This is a genomic window from Terriglobus albidus (assembly GCF_008000815.1).
GTDB classification, from domain to species: domain Bacteria; phylum Acidobacteriota; class Terriglobia; order Terriglobales; family Acidobacteriaceae; genus Terriglobus; species Terriglobus albidus_A.
Genome location: NZ_CP042806.1, coordinates 1517689 through 1535315, shown reverse-complemented (window position 1 = coordinate 1535315; position 17627 = coordinate 1517689). Strand labels below are relative to the sequence as shown.

Sequence of the window (17627 nt, the reverse complement as noted above, 5' to 3'; positions counted from 1 at the left end):
GAGAGTATCGCAGCCCTACGCCGGGAGCAATGACTTTTCCGCGGCCAGCCACTCCCCCCATGCACCCAGGGCTCGCTCGCACTGAATGCGGTGCCGCTCTTTCTTGTCGCGAATCTTTTTTCGGAGCTCGTCTTCGAGCGGCGGCAAAAGGTCAAAGGTAATGTTGGCCGGTTGGAAGCCTTTCGCCTCGGAGTGCGTGATGTAGTGCAGCAGCGATCCATGCGCCGTTTGGCGAGGCGGCGTTGCGAGCTGCTCTCCCCTGGCAAGCATTGCGGCGAAGCGGCCGGCGAGAAGACCGCCCGCAATGGACTCCGTGTAGCCTTCAACGCCAGAGAGCTGCCCGGCGATGAGGATGGACGGGTGCGCCTTCAATTGCAGCGTGTCGTTCAACACAGCGGGCGAGTTGATGTACGTATTGCGGTGGATCTGGCCGTACCGCAGAAACTTTGCGTTTTCGAGGCCAGGGATCATGCGCAATACCTTGGCCTGATCGCCATACTTCATGTGGTTCTGGAAGCCGACGAGGTTGTAGCTGTCGGCCCGGAGATTCTCCTGCCGTAACTGCACGCAGGCATAAGGCCAGCGGCCGGTTTTGGGATTCGTAAGCCCCGCCGGCTTCATCGGACCAAAACGAAGCGTGTCACGTCCGCGGCGTGCAAGCTCATCGATGGGAAGGCAGGCTTCGAAGTACTGCGGCTTCTCCCAGTCTTTGCTGGCCACCTTCTCGGCAGCGAGCAGGGCCTCGAGGAAGGCCTCGTACTCTTCCTTCGTAAAGGGGCAGTTGATGTAGTCGGCAGTCCCCTTATCCCAGCGCGCTGCGAAGTAGACCTTCTCCATATCGATGGTTGAAGCATCAACGATCGGTGCGATGGAGTCGTAAAAGGCGAGCTGGTCGCTGCCGGTAAGCCGCTGCAGCTCGCCGGCGAGAGCGGGCGAGGTCAGAGGACCGCTCGCGAGTACGGTGATATGGTCCGCATCCTCAGAAAGAGCAGTGACCTCTTCACGGACGACAGTAATGCGCGGATGTGCGGCGATAGCATCGGCGACACGGCGCGAGAACTCAATGCGGTCGACAGCAAGGGCGTGACCGGCGGGAACGGCAGAGGCGTCGGCCTCCTTCAACAGGAAGGAGCCGGCACGGCGCATCTCCTGCTTGAGGAGCCAGGGAGCGCTATTTTCGCTCTCACTCTTCAGCGAGTTGGAGCAGACGAGCTCGGCGAAGTCGCTGGTCTGATGCGCCTCTGTCGAGCGGTGGGGACGCATCTCAAAGAGCGTGACCTCGCAGCCGAGGGATGCGGCCTGCAATGCCGCTTCCGGCCCGGCCAGACCGCCGCCGATAACGTGGACCTTCTTCATATGGAGAACTTCTTTGCCAGCGCCGGTAGCTCGTCGCCATCGACACGCATGATGCGCCAGGGATGGAGCATCTTCGCTCCAATGGACTCATAGAACTTGATGGCGGGCTCGTTCCAGTCGAGCACATGCCACTGGAAGCGATCGCCTCGTTGCATCGCGATCGCAGCAACCTGAGAGATGAGCGCTTTGCCTATCCCGAGACGGCGGAATTCGGGGCGCACGAAGAGGTCTTCCAGATGGATACCCGCATTGCCGCGCCATGTGGAATAGAAGGGGAAATACAGGGCCATACCGACGGGTTTTCGTTCCCACTCAGCGATCAGGCACTGAAAGAGCGGACGGTGGCCAAAGCCGTCACGAAGCAGGTCTTCGGCGGTAGCAATGGCGGCGTGTGGTTCGCGTTCGTACTCGGCGAGCTCACAAATGAAGGCGAGCATCTCCGGGACATCGGCGGGCGTTGCTTCACGGATCGTTAACATACAGCGCAGAAACCAGTTTACGGCTTCTTCGTGCCGGACACAGGCGGCACATACTTCGCCAGCGGAATTTCAAAGGCATACAGCTCGCGGTTGCCTTTTTTATCGAAGACCATGACCTCCTTCACATAAATCTGTCCGGTGCTGAAAGGCTGCTTGATTCCCTCCAGGTCGTAAAGCAGATAACCGGAAGCGGTGCTGTGCGGCGCCACCAGCGTCGAGCGAAACCCGAACTGGTCAAAGTCCAGCGCAATATTCGACTCGATCGCTCGTGTGTTCCGGCGGTAGGCCGTAATGCGGCGATAGACCTCCATCTCGGTCGCGGCCGGAATACGGTCGTTGTGGCTCGATATAAAGTGCATCCGCACCTCATCCAGCGTCAGCGTACGGTCGGAATCGTTCGTGATGATGATCCGGATGGGAAAGAAATCCCACACCTGGTAGTGCTCGCGAAAGAACGGGCAGCGCTGCACCGTGTCGCAAGGCTCAGCCGCGATAGCGACCTTCTCTTCGGCATGGATGTCGACCGCGGCATACACCCTGGCTTCCTGGGGCGGTGGTGCGATACGGTCAGCGGCAAAGGCAGTAGAAGTGATTCCAAAAAAACTCAGCAGAAAAAACCGGAACATTGCCCTTTAGGCTATGTCTTTTAGAGCCATAAGACTACGGTTTTTCTGACTTGAGAGAGCGGTAGCTCTTCTTGAGTGCGATCTGGAAGGCGAAGAGCTCCTGATTTTCCGTCTCCTGCGGGCCACGGGTCTTTACCTGGCGAATGTAGAGCTCGCTACCCTCGATAGGGTCTTTCACACCACGGATGTCATAAAAGAGGTAGCCAGAGACGGTGGCGTGCGGTTTGACGACCGTGGTGGGAAAGCCAAAGTCGTTGAAATCCTGCGTGATCTTTTTATCGACCGGATGATGAATGGTCATGGGAGGGAGAGGCCCCGGCAACGGGATCTTGGTGCCCTTGGCGTTCTTGTAGGTGAAGAGACGGCGATTGACCTCTTCTTCGATGGCGGCGGGGATCTTGTCGTTGTTGCTGGTCATCATTTGCATGCGAGCGTCGTCGAGCGAGACCAGGTTGTCAGAGTTATTAGTCACGATAACGCGGATAGGCAGGAGGTCATTCTCGAGGTACTTAATGCGGAAAAAGGGGCACTTCTGCTCGGTATCGCAGACGTCGGCGGCGATGGCTACCTTCTCCGAATCGTGCACATCTTTGGCCGGATAGCTGGTGGCAGGATCGGCTGCAGGCGGTTTTTTGTCCGCGGCAACGGCAGGCAGGGCATATAGAAGAGCAACGGCTAAGAGTCGGCGGTGGCGCATCATCGGTTCCCAAACCTTTATCATCTTCGCTGTTAGACGAACAAGACCGGCGAATGATGACCATCTACAGACTGGCTTATGTGGCGGCGCTGCTGCTAAGCGCCCCCTACTGGCTGGCGCGCATGGCGATGCAACGAAAGTATGCCCTAAGCCTACGGCAAAGGCTGGGAGCGGTGCCAGACCGTGTGCGGCAGACCGCAAAACGTGGCAACCTCATCTGGCTGCATGCGGTGAGCGTGGGCGAGACGCTGGCGGCGACCCGCCTGGTCGAAGAACTGGAACGTGCCTTACCGGGGTACACCGCAGTGATCTCCACCACGACCGCTGCCGGGCAGGCGCTCGCGAAGCAGCGGTTCGGCGAGGATCGCGTCTTTTACTTTCCGCTCGATCTTCGCTTTGCGGTACGGCGTTATCTCGAAGCTCTTCAACCCAGGCTAATGGTGCTGATGGAGAGCGAGCTGTGGCCGTGCCATCTGGAAGAATGCCGCCGCGCGGGCGTGCCGGTGGTCGTGGCCAATACGCGAGTGTCAGACAGATCGTTCCGGCGGACACAACCGGTCCGCAGGCTGTGGCAGTGGATGACCGGCAGCGTTGGCCTGCTGCTGGCGCAGAGTGATGAGGATGCGCGGCGCCTGCGCGCTCTGGGAGCACGTCCGGACCAGGTACAGACAACTGGCAACCTGAAGTACGACATCCGAGTGGGAACAGAGATGCCCATCACGACTCTGTTACGCACCCATCTCACGGAAGGTTTGCCGTTGCTGGTGGCCGGCAGCACGCTCGCGGGTGAAGAGGAAAAGCTCATCGCGTGCTGGAAGCAGGTGCAGAGTGCGGTGATCATTCTGGCGGTGCGGCATCCCGAGCGGTTTGATGGGGTGGCGGCGCTGCTGGATCAGAGCGGCCTCAAATGGATGCGGCTGAGCGTGTGGAGGCAGACGCCGCAACCGATTGCTCCGGGTATGGTGCTGTTGCTCGATTCGATTGGGGAGTTGGCCTCGGTCTACTCGCTGGCGCGGGTGGCCTTTGTGGGAGGAAGTCTATTTGGCGCCGGGGGACATAATCCGCTGGAGCCGGCGCAGTGGAGTGTGCCTGTGGTGCAGGGGATGTCGTATGAGAACTTTCGCGGGCCGGTGGATGCGCTGCGAGCGGCAGACGCGATCGAGCTGGTAACAGTAGATCGCCTGTGTGCCGGGATCAACGAACTATTGTTCGATGCAACACATGCCGGAGCTATGGGAGCACGGGCGAGAGACGTCTTTGATGCACAAGCAGGGGCAACCGCGCGCACGGTGTCAGCAATTGTCCGTATGATGGAACGCCTGTAATGAGACAGCTGTTTAAACCATTCGTACCTCTGTATGCCGCTGGGCTGGCCTGGAAAAACTCGCGCTTTGACCGCAAGCTGAGCCAGGTACGGAAGCTGAGCCGGCCGGTGATCTCTGTCGGAAGCCTGTCCACTGGTGGAGCAGGCAAGACGCCGGTCGTGCTGGCGCTACTGGAACTACTGCAACAACACGGCGTGATGGCGGATGTGCTTTCGCGCGGATATGGAAGAAAGCTGGCGCAGGCGATACCGGTCGACGCAAAAGGAGCCGCGGCGGAGTTTGGCGACGAGACCCTGATGATGGCCCGCAGAGGCTGGGAGGTCTTTGTTGCTCCGCAGCGCTACGATGCCGGGCTGCTGGCCGAGGTAAAGAGCGGCGCAGCACTACACCTTCTGGACGATGGCATGCAGCATCGCCAGTTGCATCGCGACCTGGAGATTGCCCTGCTGACGCGAGAGGACGTCAACGATCTGCTGTTGCCGGCCGGCAATCTTCGTGAGCCGCTGGAGAATCTGCGACGTGCGCAAGTCGTGGTGCTACGCGAAGAGGAAGCCTCGCAGCTTTCGCTGGCGGTGCACCACTATGCTCCGATGGCACGGCGATGGATTCTCCGGCGTTCACTGCGGCTGGAGGGACCAAAGCCTGAACGCGCCCTGGCCTTCTGCGGCATTGCCCGGCCTGGCGACTTTTTCACAACACTGAAGCATGCCGGTATCCCCTTGGTATCGCAGCGGGCGTTTCCCGATCACCATGCCTATACCGATGCAGAGATTGCATCCATCAGCGGACGTGCGCAGCAGATGCTTTGCGATGCCGTGATTACGACCGAGAAAGATGCCGTAAAGTTGCCCGCATTGATGCCAGGAATGCGGGTTGCGTATCTGGATGCTGTGTTTACCGATCCGGCCACCGTGTGGGCCGATCTGCAACAGACGCTGCCCCTGCAGTGACCGCTTCTGCGACAATCGAAGTTTGACCTCTGATCTTCATCGCAAGCCTGGCTCGGCGCCCCGCATTCTGGTGGTGCGCACCGGCGCCATGGGAGACATCCTGCATGGCATGCCGGCGATTACGGCACTTCGTCAGGCGTTTCCTCAGGCCGAGATCGGATGGGTTGTGGAACCGCACTGGGCGCCGCTACTCGAGACATCGGTGACAGCAAAGCCGCGTTCGGCGGAACGGCCTCTGGTCGATCAGGTGCATTTCGCCGAAACACGTGCCTGGAGTAAGCACCCGGCTTCGCTAACGACGCTGCAGAGCATCCTGCAGTTGCGTCGGGAGCTACGAGCCCGGCGATATGAGATTGCGATCGATCTGCAAGGCTCGATTCGCTCGGCAATCATCGCGAAGCTGAGCGGAGCGAAACAGATTGTGGGTCCGGCTGAGCCGCGCGAGAAGCAGGCAAGCTGGATGTATGGAACGAAAGTAGCAACGCGAGCGGAACACGTGATTGAGCAGGGCTCTGAGATTGCGAGCGCCCTCGTTGATGTGCCAATGCTCCCGGCAGAGGTTTCGCTTCCACTTGATCCTGATGCGGAGCGATGGGCTGAGACGCAGATCGTCATACAGGCGAAGGGGCGGACCGTGCTGCTGGCTCCATCGGCGGGATGGGGAGCGAAGCAGTGGCCGGCAGAACGATATGGAGAGCTGGCGCTGCGGCTTGGCCGGAACGGATACTCTGTCCTGGTGAACGCCGTTCATGAACAAGACCCGCTGGCAGCCATTGTGGTGCGCGCCAGCGAAGGTACAGCAAAGCCCGTCATTGCTAGCATTGCGCAGTTGATTGCGCTGACGCGACGCATGCGTTTGGTGGTTGCCGGCGATACGGGGCCGCTCCATCTGGCTGCGGCGCTACACGTCCCGGTGGTGGCGATCTTTGGTCCAACGGATCCCGCGCGCAATGGGCCGTATGGAACGCGCAGCCGCGTGCTTCGCGATGCCATCAGCGTGCGCGATCATCGGCGGCATGCCGCGCCGGAGGCCGGGCTGTTACGTATTTCGGTCGACCAGGTGGAGACGGCCGCACTTGAACTTCTGGAGAACAATGCATGAGTGCTCAACGCACACGATGGCAGAAGATTGCCCGCCGCATCCGCGTGCCGCTGGGATTTGTCTGCGCAGCGATCTTTCTATATGTGGCAAGACCCAGCGTGATCACGCTGCTGGCAAGTATCCCGGTCGTAGGCTGCGGCCTCTGGCTGCGTGGATATGCCGCGGGGTACGTGAAGAAGAATGCGGAGCTGACGCAGACAGGACCCTATGCGCATACGAGGAATCCGCTGTACCTGGGATCGATTCTGATCGCGGTCGGATTTGCAGTGGCGGCGCGAAGCTGGCCGATGGCGGTGGTGCTGGTGGCGATGTTTCTGGCGATCTATCTGCCGACGATCCGGTCGGAAGAGGAGTATCTGCGCGCGCACTTTTCTGACTTTGACGCGTATGCAAAGCGCGTTCCGCGGTTATTGCCACGGCTGACACCTGCGCGCACAACAGCGACAAAGGGGAGCTTCTCGCGGGAGCTTTACCTGCGTCACCGCGAGTACAATGCCCTTATGGGTGCGTCGGCGATTTATGCGGCCCTGGTAGCGCGGCTGCTGTTTTGGCCTCGCTGATCTTCCTGAGAGAATGGGCAGCAGTTTGCATTTGACCAGACGATTGACCAGACGATTTTTCGCCGTCGCCGCTATCCTTGCGCTCTCCGTCGCCGGCAGCACACAACAACCGCAACAGGCAGCGCCTGCCGCTCCCGCGATGGCCGCTCCCCAGTCTGGTTATACTTTCGCAAGCCCGCAGACTCTTACATTTACGGTCGACTGGCGTGTCTTCACCGCCGGCCAGGCGGTGTTTCGGCTGGAGAACGTCAACGGGCAGATGAAGGTAACGGCAACGGCGGACACACTGGGCGCAGTGAACATGCTCTACCCGGTGTCGGATAAGTACCAGTCAAGCTTCGATGCGCGTACGGGATGCTCTACGAGCTTCTCCAAACAGATCCAGGAAGGCCGGCGCAAGGTCAACACCGACCTGACCTTCAACTACGCCGCCGGGAAGCAGATGCTCTCTGAGCGCAACCTGATCAAGGGCAACACCAAGCAGCAGGAAGCCGCGATTCCGGCGTGCGTCACCGATTCCCTCTCGGCGATCTTCTATGCGGCATCACAGCCGATTGCTGTGGGACAGAACATAACGTTGCTGCTGGCTGACTCCATGCGTGTGGTGCCAGTGACGATGAAGGCCGAGGCGAAGGAAGAGATCAAGACGCCGGCGGGAACTTTTCAGACCATTCGCGTGCAGCCGACAGCGGATGCGGGCATTGTGAAGAACCGCGGCAATATCTGGATCTGGTACACGGATGATGCGCGCCATCTGCCGGTACAGATCCGCGCGCACCTCCCGTTGGTCTTCGGAACCATTACCTTCCACTTGCAGTCGGTCGAATCGAAGTAACTTCGATTTTCATCGCGAGAGGCTTCGGCACTCCGGAGGGTTGAGTGTGCCGAAGCCTCTTTTCGATAAAACTCCCCTGACGTCAATCAGGCAGAGATGCCATAACGCGCAGCGGGATACTGCTTCGAGAGGTTTGGAGCGAGCGCCTTACGGGCGTTATCAGCCTTCTCCCAGTCAGCGACATCGGGCAGCGACGGAATCGTGACAAGCTCCCCGATCTCGAGTCCCTTGAGGGCGGCGTCGACGAGGTTCTCCGGAGTCATGACGATCTCGGCGGGAAGGTTGTTGACGGGGACCTTTGCCTTATCCCAGAAGGGCGTGTCGATGGCTCCGGGAAGCACTGCCTGGACGCGGATGCCTTTGTCCTTGAGCTCATTGGAGAGGGATTGCGTGAGCGCGAGGACGAAAGCCTTGGTGCCGCCGTAGACGCCGTTGAGCAGATCCGGAGCGACGGCGACGATGGAGGCGATGTTGATCAATGTGCCTTGCTTACGTTCTGTGAAACCGGGAAGGGCGGCCTGCGTCAGGCGTGTGAGCGCAGTCACGTTAAGGGTGATCATGTGCTCCATCTCATCGACCGGTGAATCGATCAGCTTACTGGCGGCCCCGAGACCGGCGTTGTTCACGAGAATAGTGATCTGTTGATTGCTGCGAAGGATCTCTTCGACGCGGGCGAGGTCGCCCTTGTTGGCCAGATCGGCGGTGACGGTTTCTACGTTGCGGCCGGTTTCACCGCTGATGCGCTCGGCGTGCTGCTGCAGTTTGGCTGCGTCGCGGGCGACGAGGATGAGGTCGTAGCCTTGTTTGGCGAGGCGGTCGGCGTAGACGGCTCCGATGCCTGTGGATGCTCCGGTGATGAGTGCGGTTCCCTTGCTCATGGTGTTTCTCCTATCGCGATCGTTTCGATCTAGAGCAATAGAGTAGACCGGTCGGTCTAATGATTCAGAAATTTTGGCAAAGGTATTTTTGTTTGTCATTTCGCAGCGCCACTACACCGGGTGCCCCGGGTCCCTCGGGGACCTGGGCATCGAGCGAAGCTCGACCGTCTTTTCCATCCGGCCGCGTCAGGGTTTGACTAGAAGCGTGCCGAAGGCGAGTTTGAGGAAATTCTCCAGCGGCGCGTTGGAGCGTTCGGCTTTGGCTCGCAGCAGAGCGCCTTCGTAGGCATCGAGTAGCAGCCCGGCGAGTTCATCAGGTTTTGCCGAACGGGCGAGGTCACCGCGTTCCATCGCCTCTTCCAGCAGAGACGCGAGACCCTGCCGCCACCCGGCAAAGGCATGCTTCAGCGCGGCCTGGATGGTGTCGCTGTGGTCGGCGATCTCAAGGCTCATGCCGCCCATGAGGCAACCGCTGATCTTATTTTGCGGACCGTAGGTGGCGATCAGGTCTTCGAAGTAACGGCGCAGGCGTTTCAGTGGAGCACCCTTCCCTTCGAGGACGATGCGCTGCCAGCGTGCCATCTCCCCGGCGCCGTAGCTTTCGAGCACTGCCTTGCCGAAGGCTTCCTTGCTGGGAAAGTAGTGATAGAACGAGCCCTTGGGGATGCCGGCCTCGTCCAGCAGCTCTTTCATGCCGGCGGCGCCATAGCCAACGGACCGCATCTGCATAAGGCCGACCTCCAACAGACGTTCCCGGGTTCCTTCCGCCATGAACTCACTCTCCCTCTAGACCAACCAGTCTAATCTTTCGATGAATTTCCAGGAAACTTCGATTCGGAAGAGGGGTTACGGGCGCGACGGACGATCCTCTGGTATGCTTAACAAGTTGGCTCGTGCGCGTGTTCCAGGCCCGCGGTGTTGCAGCCGGCATCCTCACAATCAAGAATCGGGGAGTGGCTCAGCCTGGTAGAGCACCTGCTTCGGGAGCAGGGGGTCGGAGGTTCGAATCCTCTCTCCCCGACCATTCATAAACTGAACAACTTACGCGGTTTTTCTCGTTGTCGCCTATTCTAAGGCAGGTACTCTGCCAAGGCCATAGGAAGGCTACGCTATGTTCAGTTTGAGGACACCGTTCGGTTCAGTTTGAGGACACCGTTCGCACCGTAGAAGCCATTCTGATGACGATTGATTAGCGGTATAACAAGCTTCGCGGGCAGCTACTGCGAAAACTACTGTGTCGACAGGTGACGTCTGTGACAATTAACGAACTGCCGGACTTTGCTGCAATTGAACAGGTAAACAGCGCTCTTTGGCGGGCCGGCAGAACTCGAGGGGCGGCTGTCCTCGTTGGTGCGGGCTTCAGTCGAAATGCCGAACGCCTTCATGACGGCGCGCCACTGCCGCCGGATTGGTGGACCCTCACCAAGGCACTTCAAACGCGACTAGGATATCCGGCTGAGGACTATAAAGACCCACTACGCATTGCCGAGGAGTTCATTGCAAACCTAGGGAGAAGCGCACTTGATAGTCTCCTCAAAGAACTTGTCCCAGACCAGCAATGGCTACCTAGCAAACTTCACCGTAAACTCGTCTCGTTGAAGTGGGTCGATATCTTAACGACTAACTGGGACACCCTTCTTGAGCGCGCAGCCTCGGCAAATCTTGGACAAAGCTATGATGTAGTTCGCTGTCTTGAAGACTTGGCCACCACGCGGGCTCCCCGAATTGTCAAACTGCATGGGAGCTTACCGGCGAATCGACCATTCATCCTCTCTGAAGAAGATTACAGGACCTATCCGCGCCGCTTCGCGCCATTTGTAAACCTGGTTCAGCAAGTCCTCCTCGAAAATGAACTGTGTCTCGTCGGATTCTCCGGAGAAGACCCTAACTTCTTAGAGTGGAGCGGTTGGATACGCGATCATCTGGGGGTATCTGCAAGGCGCATTTACCTCGTTGGGGTTCTAAACCTACGTCCGGCACAAAGAACGCTGTTGGAACAGCGAAACATCTCACCCATCGACCTTGGGCCATTGGTAGACGGAATCGATCCGTCACGGCGTCACGAAACCGCTCTGGAGCTGCTACTCGACTACTTTCATAACAATAAGCCGCCAGCTTCTTGGCATTGGAAAGCCGGGAAAGCTGGGGCGCTACCACAGACCTATCCCCTTCCCCCACACGAAACGCTCGTAGAAAGACTGAAAACGGTACCGGAAGAGTGGCTTGCGGAACGGCAGAGCTATCCGGGATGGGCTGTATGTCCGCAGGCGCTACGCGACGGACTTCGACAACATACCTTCGAGTGGCTTCATCAGAGATCAGTTATCGAGAGTTCCGAGCCGAAAGTCCGAGGTCGATTTGCTTATGAAGCGGTCTGGAGATGTGAGACCGGACTCTTCCCAATAGGTCATTTTTCTGAACTCTTGGGAACGATTGTGGAGTCTTCAGAATGCTGGACTGAAATGGTTCAACGCGATTTCGTGGCAGTAGCGCTATTGCGTTCTGCACGCAGCCAGCGGAATGAAATCGCATTTCAAAAGTGGTCCAACTTTCTCGAAGCCCGGCAACAATTTAATCCTGATCTGTCTTCTCAACTGGTTTATCAAAAGGCTCTTTGGGCTCTCGAAGGGCTTGATTTTGCGGACCTCGAAGCTCTAGCAACTCAGGTAGATGGACCAGATCCGCTTTGGAACCTGAAGAAGGCGGCACTGTATGCAGAACTCGGAGATCAGACAGCAGCCCGAGCCTTTGCCATCGCTGGCTATGCCAAAGCTCGCGAACAGTATCTTCGAGATCGGGATTCAATTTGGGCACTTTCACGGTTCGCTTGGGCTAAGAATATCGCCCCTCGATATAGAGGCTGGGACGACACGGGCGAAGATACCGCTGAAGACAAAGACTCATCTTCGATCGACCCCCTACTCCACGAGACGATGTGTCGACCATGGGATTGGTTCAGCGATCTGGACGCAGGGCTGCGAAAATCTCTATCTGAACTGGATCAACAGCTGCCCATCGTGGAGCCCCGATTTGATGTAGGAACTTATCGGCAACGCGGCAATGTGCTGTTCTTCGGAGCGTGGCCTGCACAACCGCTGTTCGATTGTTTCAGCCTGAGCGAAACCATCGGAATACCAATCCGAATAGACGGAGAGGACTTTTTTGCAGACAGGATTGGCCGAGCGGATCGGTTAGGAGAGGTGGCAGATGATTCTGACTTTCTTCGAATCATTCGCACCATCCAAGCCGACAATGAAGCACCCCTAGAACACCATTTCGGACGCCTTGCTGTTGCACGGCTATCTGAACAAAGAATCACCTGGATTTTGGAGGTACTTACTGCCGCGCTCCGTTTCGGTTTGGAACGGCTGAAACATCGGAAGGGGTGGGCCGATCAGTTCTGGAGCAGACGATGCGCACAATACGCAGAGATGATTTCACGCATCGTTGTGCGGCTCGATGAGAGCCGCGCCCGAGACATTTTCAAAGCAGCAATTGAATATGCACACGATCCTCGTTGGCATTGGCGTGAGCTTTGTGATGCTCTGGGGCATTTGATTGAACGGAGCATCTCAGCGATTCCACCGGCAAATCGAGGAGCACTTCTGACCCCATTGCTCTATTTTCCGATCCCAGATGAGATTGGACTGCCGGAACATCTCCAGCAAGAATGGCCTGATGCATCTGCTTGGCTCGGGAAGGAAGTGCTCATCATGCCATCGGATACAAACAAACTTACTGAACGCATCGATACATTGATTGCAAGAGTAAAAGTGGGGACGTCCACGAGTCGCGCTCAGGCCGCGAATCGTTTGATTCGGCTCCATATCGATAACTTCCTCAATCCTGGCCAAACAAAATCGTTCTCTGAGACGTTGTGGTCGCGACGCTCGGACGTGACGGGCTTCCCCTCAGAAACCAGTCTCTATCCACATGTATTCCTGAATCTTCCCTTCCCGCCTGACGCAACTCCCTTCGAATCGATCAAGAAAAGCTCCGCTATAACGGACTACTCGGAGTACGTCACTACGCTAGCGAATGTCGCGAAGTATTCGATCATGCAAGGACAAGCCCCCAAGCTTCTGTTCTCGAAAGAGGAAGGCTTGGCTCTCCTTGAGAAATACCTGGAATGGCGTCCCTCACAGATCGCAAAGCCCGACATCAACCGTGTCGCAGAGAAGAATCAAAGGACACTTCAAGGCATGGCGGTTGTGATTGCCGACCAAATTTTGCCCCTGTATTCCCCGGGCGAATTATCTACGGAGTTGATAGACCAGTGCCTAACGCATTTCGCTATACACCTGGAGTTCAGCCCGCTTCTACCTGAACTCGTCCGCGTGTCCCCGACGAGCCACGAGCCCGCGATCCGACTGATTTTGGATGCAATATTGTCAAACCGCCAAGAAGCATCGTGGAGCGGCTGTAATGCCGCCTATCGATGGATTCGCGGCTGGAAAGATGGAGCGCTTCCGGAGGTTCCCAGGTCTCTCGTAGACGGCCTTCTTTGGATCATAGAGGCGAGGAGCGAGCCGGGAAGGCATCACGCGATGTTGATCGCCATCCACTTAACAAAATCCAATATTCTAAGTCTGAAGGATTTCGAGCGCTTGTCCCATGCACTCGGCTTAGCGCTAAAAGAAACAGACTATCGGCATACCCGATACACCTCACGCCTGACTCTTTTTCGCGCGTCATGTGTCAGGCTGGCAGCGGCGATCAGGGATGCAAACTTTGATTCCGAGGAGCTTCGAGCATGGATCGCTTTGGACGGCAAAGACCCATTGCCAGAGGTTCGATATGCATTATCAATCAACATTGAATAATCACGCGGAGGCTAGTTCGCCGCATGGAATACATCGATCTTCAATGAAACGCTCGCGTGGGCATTGTTGGTCCCTCCATAAAGCGTAAGCGCTATTCCATTTCCCGAAGACGTACGATGTGCCGTCTGCCCAGCAATACGCGGATTCACTTATCTCGGGGCTTTTGCATCTGGTTGGTGTGCCCTTCGTGCTGAATGAAGGGCGACCATGCGGAAAACCAACTAAACCAGATCAGAAAAGCTGACCAGATGCGATTCCGGCCCAAGTCAAAAGGACGGACCTGCGCATGTTCAACAGGAAACCTCCTGCGGACATAAGAGCAACAATCCTCCAAAAGCACCCAAAGCAAATACAGTTCTAGTTAAGTTTCCAGATAAATCGGATGCCGCAGCCATTGAGGCTGTCATCCACGCAATTGAGAGCATGTACAGCACCAGATATGCGTAGGTCAGGAAGCTCTTAAAGAAGGACTTCATCTTCACTTCTATCTCGCCTTTGAAACCTCGGTCTTATTTCCCTGAACAATCGAAGTGCTCTTTATCGAGTGGCGGGTTGGCACCTGTCTGCAGGTTGGCCTTGCTGATTCGCTTCACCGCGGAGCAATCGAGGTCGTAGTAATAGTGCGATCTCACACTCCATGCGTATCTGATGAGATTTTCTTCGGTGGGCGACGTGAGATCTTCTGTCGGCTGCGTTGCAGCGGGCTCGGCTTTGATGCGGTAGGTGTCTTTGATGCCGTCGTTGTGGGAGACGGTGAAGGTTCGGCTGTTAGCCGGTACTTCAATCAGGATGTCTCCGCCGATGACGTCTTTTGCTCCGGGCTTTTTGCCGTTGCCGGTTTCAGTCCAGTAGTTTCTCGTCACATTGGCCTGTGAGAGCCGTTGAATACAGTCCGCCGCCGGATGCTTGTACTTATTGCCGTCTCCGGTTGAGATGATGGCGACCGTTGGCTGCGTGGTCGACATCCAGGTTGCGTTGGAGCTGTGGGAGCTGCAGTGGTGGTGGACCTTGTAGACGTCCAGTGGGCCGATGGATGTTGACGCGCCGGTCTCCACGTCGACGTAGTTCCCTGTCTTGGCTCCGCTCAGGTCTCCACCGATCTCTTCGTGGAAGTTTCCGAAGACGACAAGGGCGATGAGGCTGACGTCATTCTCATCGCGGGCATTGACCTTGCCGCCTGGATATTGCCCATTCAATGCCTCGACCGTGATGGCTACCTCGTGACCAGTGCCCTCATCCAGCCGGATAACGTCACCTACGCTTGCGGCCTTTCGGTGACTGTTTACCGCCGCGACGTATTTCTTGAACGTGGGGGTGGTGTAGGTCTTACCGCGGTCATAGGCGGTGTTCTTCAGGGGGAACCGGGAGAGTACGGCGGGGATGCAGCCGATGTGGTCAGAGTGATAGTGGCTGACGAAGATGTAGTCGATTTCGCGGACGCCCGCCTGATCGAGGTAATCGACGATGACATTGCACTGCTTTCGCTGGGCGATATCCTCCCCGGCGTCGAACAGGACCGTCTCTCCGCCGGGAGAGATCAGGAGGGCGGCGTCACCCTGGCCCATATCGATGTGATGGATCTGGAGCTTACCGTTGGCGGCTTGTCCAAAGCAGTGAATGGTTACAGCCAGAAACAGAATGCAGACACGCAGACGAGACATTCGACCTCCCGAGACTGACTTCTCAACTACCTTGGGAAAGCTATTTCGTTGGGCCGGGAACTTTGCAGGAAGCATATAGTCTTTGGGCGCGCGGTGTACAACGGTTTGAGTCCATGTCCCCGTCGAGACATGGACTCAACGAACAGATCCCACATCTGCTGCGCAGATATGGGGCACCCGGTGCATGGGCTGTTTCGAATTTATCGATACGGTCTAGTCGAGTTGCATGACTGCTAGTTCGTTGCCGCTTGGGTCGGTGAAGTGGAAGCGGCGGCCGCCGGGGAACTGGAAGGTTGGCATGGTGATGGTGCCGCCTGCCTCTCGCACACGTGTTTCCATCGAGGCGATGTCGTCGGTCTGGATGATGGGCAGTGGAGCCTTGGTGCGTTGGCTGTCGTCGGCGTTGAAGCCGCCGTCGAGTCCGGCTTCGGAGAAGGATGTGTAGGTCGGTCCCCAGTCCTGGAAGGTCCAGCCGAAAAGGTCACCGTAGAAGGTCTTCATTGCCGATGTGCTGGTGGCGGGCAGTTCCAGATATGCAAGCTTCTTTGTGGACATAGCTCTCCTGAGTAGCGCAGAGTCCGCGCCGCTCTCGCAGGTGAGCCTCCGTCCAACCTGCGGCGAGAAGAGCACGGGCCGGGTAGAGGCCGCTGGATTGCGGCCTCGCGAGGAACGTTGTCAGTGTAGTTGACCCGTTATGCCTCCGTAGCGGTGGTTTAGAAAAGATTGATGCCCATGCTAGGGATAGTAAAGGCCGGGCCCAGGTCCCTAAGGGGACCCGGGGCACCCAGTGCATGGGCTGAATCGAGACTGAAGCGCTTGACTGGCGCGATTTGGCGGAAACCGGCTAGGATGGCGTCGCATGAAATTTCTACGTTTGCTCCCCTTCGTAGTCGCGTTGCCGCTTGCTGCGCAGCAGCGCGTTGCCCTCACACCGCCCATGGGCTGGAACAGTTGGAATCACTTTGCGGGACGCGTAACGGATGCCGATGTCCGCGCCGCGGCCGATGCCATCGTCTCCAGCGGCATGAAAGATGCCGGCTATATCTATGTGAATATCGATGACACCTGGGAAGGCAAGCGCGATGCCAGCGGTGTCCTTCACACCAATGAAAAATTCCCGGACATGAAAGCGCTGGGAGACTACATCCACTCCAAGGGTTTGAAGTTCGGTATCTACTCCTCGCCCGGGCCGCAGACCTGCGCTCGGTTCGAGGGCAGCTATCAGCATGAAGAGCAGGATGCGAAGACCTGGGCTGAGTGGGGTGTCGATTACATCAAGTACGACCTCTGCAGCTATCGCACCATCATGCGTGAAGCAGCCGCCAAAGATCCCGCCAACGGCGAGAAGATCCAGTCGGACCTGATGCGGCAGGCGTATCAGAAGATCTCGGACGCTATCCGCAAGACCGGCCGCCCGATGGTGCTCTCACTGTGCCAGTACGGCTGGGATGAGGTGTGGACGTGGGCGCCGTCTCTGGGCGGCAATCTGTGGCGGTCGACCGGCGATATCAGCGACAGCTATCTCTCCATGTCGCAGATTGGCTTCTCGCAAGCGGGCCTTTCTAAATATGCCGGACCGGGACACTGGAACGATCCTGACATGCTGGAGGTCGGCAATGGACGCATGACCGCGGAGGAATATCGCACTCACATGAGTCTGTGGTCTCTGCTGGCCGCTCCGCTACTCGCAGGGAATGACCTGAGCAAGATGAGCGATGAGACCAAGTCGATTCTGCTGAACAAAGAGGTAATCGCGATCGATCAAGATTCTCTGGGCAAACAGGGTGATCGTGTCTGGGGTAAGGGTGCGCTGGAGGTATGGGCGAAGCCGTTGAGCAATGGCAAGGTTGCGGTGGGATTGTTCAATCGCAGCCTGGAGGCGGCTCCGGTGAGTGTCCGGTTTGCGGATGCGGGGGCGAAGAGCTCGGCAAAGGTGCGTGATGTGTGGGCGGGTAAGGATCTGGGGACGAAGCAGGGTTCTTATACGGCCAATGTGGCGGCACATGGTGTGGTGTTGTTGATTCTGGAATAGAGGGATGTAAGGAGAAACGGGTCCCGCGTTGCGGGACCCGTTTGGTTTTAAGACGAAAAAGCAGATCCCTTCGGGATGACAAAATTTGTGGCTTCCATGCCCACCCTGGCGTTGCGAGGGTGGAGCACCCGGCCGCTGGAGTCAAATAGAACCATACCCTCAGCGGCTTCTATGAGACGGCTGTATGGGTCAAGTTTTTTCCTTCATAGAGTTTTTGTATTTGCAGTTGCAGTTGCGGTTGTGTTTTGGATTCATCTCGGGGCTTCTATCCGCACTCGCAGTGAGCCGCTAAGGGACTCGGTG

15 protein-coding genes and 1 tRNA gene are annotated in these 17627 nt (G+C 57.6%); 8 read left to right on the top strand and 8 right to left on the bottom strand.

The genetic code is table 11. The features are described 5' to 3' along the window. Positions 1–15: 15 nt before the first annotated feature. Genes trmFO through FTW19_RS06055 form a run of 4 tightly spaced genes read right to left on the bottom strand, consistent with a single transcriptional unit; the run spans position 16 to position 3161 of the window. Positions 16–1356, bottom strand: coding sequence for a methylenetetrahydrofolate--tRNA-(uracil(54)-C(5))-methyltransferase (FADH(2)-oxidizing) TrmFO (trmFO, locus tag FTW19_RS06070; RefSeq protein ID WP_147646795.1), 1341 nt, complete (start codon positions 1354–1356; stop codon positions 16–18). Then, positions 1353–1835, bottom strand: a complete 483-nt coding sequence (locus tag FTW19_RS06065) for a GNAT family N-acetyltransferase (RefSeq protein WP_147646794.1) — start codon at positions 1833–1835, stop codon at positions 1353–1355. The genes trmFO and FTW19_RS06065 overlap by 4 nt, the downstream gene beginning before the upstream one ends. Positions 1836–1852: 17 nt before the next feature. Continuing rightward, positions 1853–2461: a hypothetical protein gene (locus FTW19_RS06060; RefSeq protein WP_147646793.1), complete on the bottom strand. Its 609-nt coding sequence runs from the start codon at positions 2459–2461 to the stop codon at positions 1853–1855. A 34-nt stretch (positions 2462–2495) separates the two neighbouring features. Then, a complete protein-coding gene (locus FTW19_RS06055) occupies positions 2496–3161 on the bottom strand; it encodes a hypothetical protein (protein WP_147646792.1) in 666 nt (221 codons plus the stop codon). Between the two features lie 50 nt (positions 3162–3211). Here FTW19_RS06055 and FTW19_RS06050 point away from each other — a divergent pair, with 50 nt between their 5' ends. From FTW19_RS06050 to FTW19_RS06030, 5 genes are read left to right on the top strand one after another with little or no spacing between them, the layout of a single operon-like run. Then, entirely contained in the window at positions 3212–4483 is a 1272-nt protein-coding gene (locus FTW19_RS06050; RefSeq protein ID WP_147646791.1) for a 3-deoxy-D-manno-octulosonic acid transferase, read from the top strand. After that, positions 4483–5433 (top strand): tetraacyldisaccharide 4'-kinase, encoded by a 951-nt coding sequence (gene lpxK, locus FTW19_RS06045; protein WP_147646790.1) that lies wholly within the window; start codon positions 4483–4485, stop codon positions 5431–5433. Before FTW19_RS06050 ends, lpxK begins: the two co-directional genes overlap by 1 nt. Before the next feature lie 22 nt (positions 5434–5455). Beyond that, positions 5456–6535, top strand: coding sequence for a glycosyltransferase family 9 protein (locus tag FTW19_RS06040; RefSeq protein ID WP_246153593.1), 1080 nt, complete (start codon positions 5456–5458; stop codon positions 6533–6535). After that, entirely contained in the window at positions 6532–7095 is a 564-nt protein-coding gene (locus FTW19_RS06035; protein ID WP_147646789.1) for a methyltransferase family protein, read from the top strand. The genes FTW19_RS06040 and FTW19_RS06035 overlap by 4 nt, the downstream gene beginning before the upstream one ends. Positions 7096–7126: 31 nt before the next feature. Further along, the gene (locus FTW19_RS06030; RefSeq protein ID WP_246153592.1) at positions 7127–7930 is read left to right on the top strand and encodes a DUF3108 domain-containing protein; all 804 of its coding nucleotides are present in this window, start codon (positions 7127–7129) and stop codon (positions 7928–7930) included. Between the two features lie 86 nt (positions 7931–8016). Here FTW19_RS06030 and FTW19_RS06025 read toward each other — a convergent pair whose 3' ends face one another. Beyond that, positions 8017–8808 carry an SDR family NAD(P)-dependent oxidoreductase gene (locus FTW19_RS06025; protein ID WP_147646787.1) on the bottom strand — a complete coding sequence of 264 codons (792 nt, stop codon included), beginning with the start codon at positions 8806–8808 and terminating at the stop codon, positions 8017–8019. A gap of 186 nt (positions 8809–8994) precedes the next feature. Continuing rightward, a complete protein-coding gene (locus FTW19_RS06020) occupies positions 8995–9579 on the bottom strand; it encodes a TetR/AcrR family transcriptional regulator (RefSeq protein WP_147646786.1) in 585 nt (194 codons plus the stop codon). Between the two features lie 176 nt (positions 9580–9755). On the opposite strand from FTW19_RS06020, the gene FTW19_RS06015 reads away from it, so the two are divergent. After that, positions 9756–9832 (top strand) — tRNA-Pro (locus FTW19_RS06015). A gap of 229 nt (positions 9833–10061) precedes the next feature. Continuing rightward, entirely contained in the window at positions 10062–13631 is a 3570-nt protein-coding gene (locus FTW19_RS06010) for an SIR2 family NAD-dependent protein deacylase (protein WP_187143321.1), read from the top strand. 509 nt (positions 13632–14140) lie between these two features. Here FTW19_RS06010 and FTW19_RS06005 read toward each other — a convergent pair. After that, the gene (locus tag FTW19_RS06005; protein ID WP_187143319.1) at positions 14141–15292 is read right to left on the bottom strand and encodes a ComEC/Rec2 family competence protein; all 1152 of its coding nucleotides are present in this window, start codon (positions 15290–15292) and stop codon (positions 14141–14143) included. 213 nt (positions 15293–15505) lie between these two features. Then, entirely contained in the window at positions 15506–15847 is a 342-nt protein-coding gene (locus FTW19_RS06000) for a VOC family protein (RefSeq protein ID WP_147646783.1), read from the bottom strand. 304 nt (positions 15848–16151) lie between these two features. Between FTW19_RS06000 and FTW19_RS05995 the strand changes: the two genes are divergently transcribed. Beyond that, positions 16152–17324, top strand: a complete 1173-nt coding sequence (locus FTW19_RS05995; protein WP_147646782.1) for a glycoside hydrolase family 27 protein — start codon at positions 16152–16154, stop codon at positions 17322–17324. The last annotated feature ends 303 nt before the right edge of the window (positions 17325–17627 follow it).

Coding starts and splice junctions, on each gene's coding strand:
- FTW19_RS06000 (WP_147646783.1), bottom strand. CDS start 15,847: ATGTCCACAAAGAAGCTTGCATATCTGGAACTGCCCGCCACCAGCACA.
- FTW19_RS06055 (WP_147646792.1), bottom strand. CDS start 3,161: ATGATGCGCCACCGCCGACTCTTAGCCGTTGCTCTTCTATATGCCCTG.
- FTW19_RS06060 (WP_147646793.1), bottom strand. CDS start 2,461: ATGTTCCGGTTTTTTCTGCTGAGTTTTTTTGGAATCACTTCTACTGCC.
- FTW19_RS06065 (WP_147646794.1), bottom strand. CDS start 1,835: ATGTTAACGATCCGTGAAGCAACGCCCGCCGATGTCCCGGAGATGCTC.
- FTW19_RS05995 (WP_147646782.1), top strand. CDS start 16,152: ATGAAATTTCTACGTTTGCTCCCCTTCGTAGTCGCGTTGCCGCTTGCT.
- lpxK (WP_147646790.1), top strand. CDS start 4,483: ATGAGACAGCTGTTTAAACCATTCGTACCTCTGTATGCCGCTGGGCTG.
- FTW19_RS06035 (WP_147646789.1), top strand. CDS start 6,532: ATGAGTGCTCAACGCACACGATGGCAGAAGATTGCCCGCCGCATCCGC.
- trmFO (WP_147646795.1), bottom strand. CDS start 1,356: ATGAAGAAGGTCCACGTTATCGGCGGCGGTCTGGCCGGGCCGGAAGCG.
- FTW19_RS06050 (WP_147646791.1), top strand. CDS start 3,212: ATGATGACCATCTACAGACTGGCTTATGTGGCGGCGCTGCTGCTAAGC.
- FTW19_RS06005 (WP_187143319.1), bottom strand. CDS start 15,292: ATGTCTCGTCTGCGTGTCTGCATTCTGTTTCTGGCTGTAACCATTCAC.
- FTW19_RS06025 (WP_147646787.1), bottom strand. CDS start 8,808: ATGAGCAAGGGAACCGCACTCATCACCGGAGCATCCACAGGCATCGGA.
- FTW19_RS06020 (WP_147646786.1), bottom strand. CDS start 9,579: ATGGCGGAAGGAACCCGGGAACGTCTGTTGGAGGTCGGCCTTATGCAG.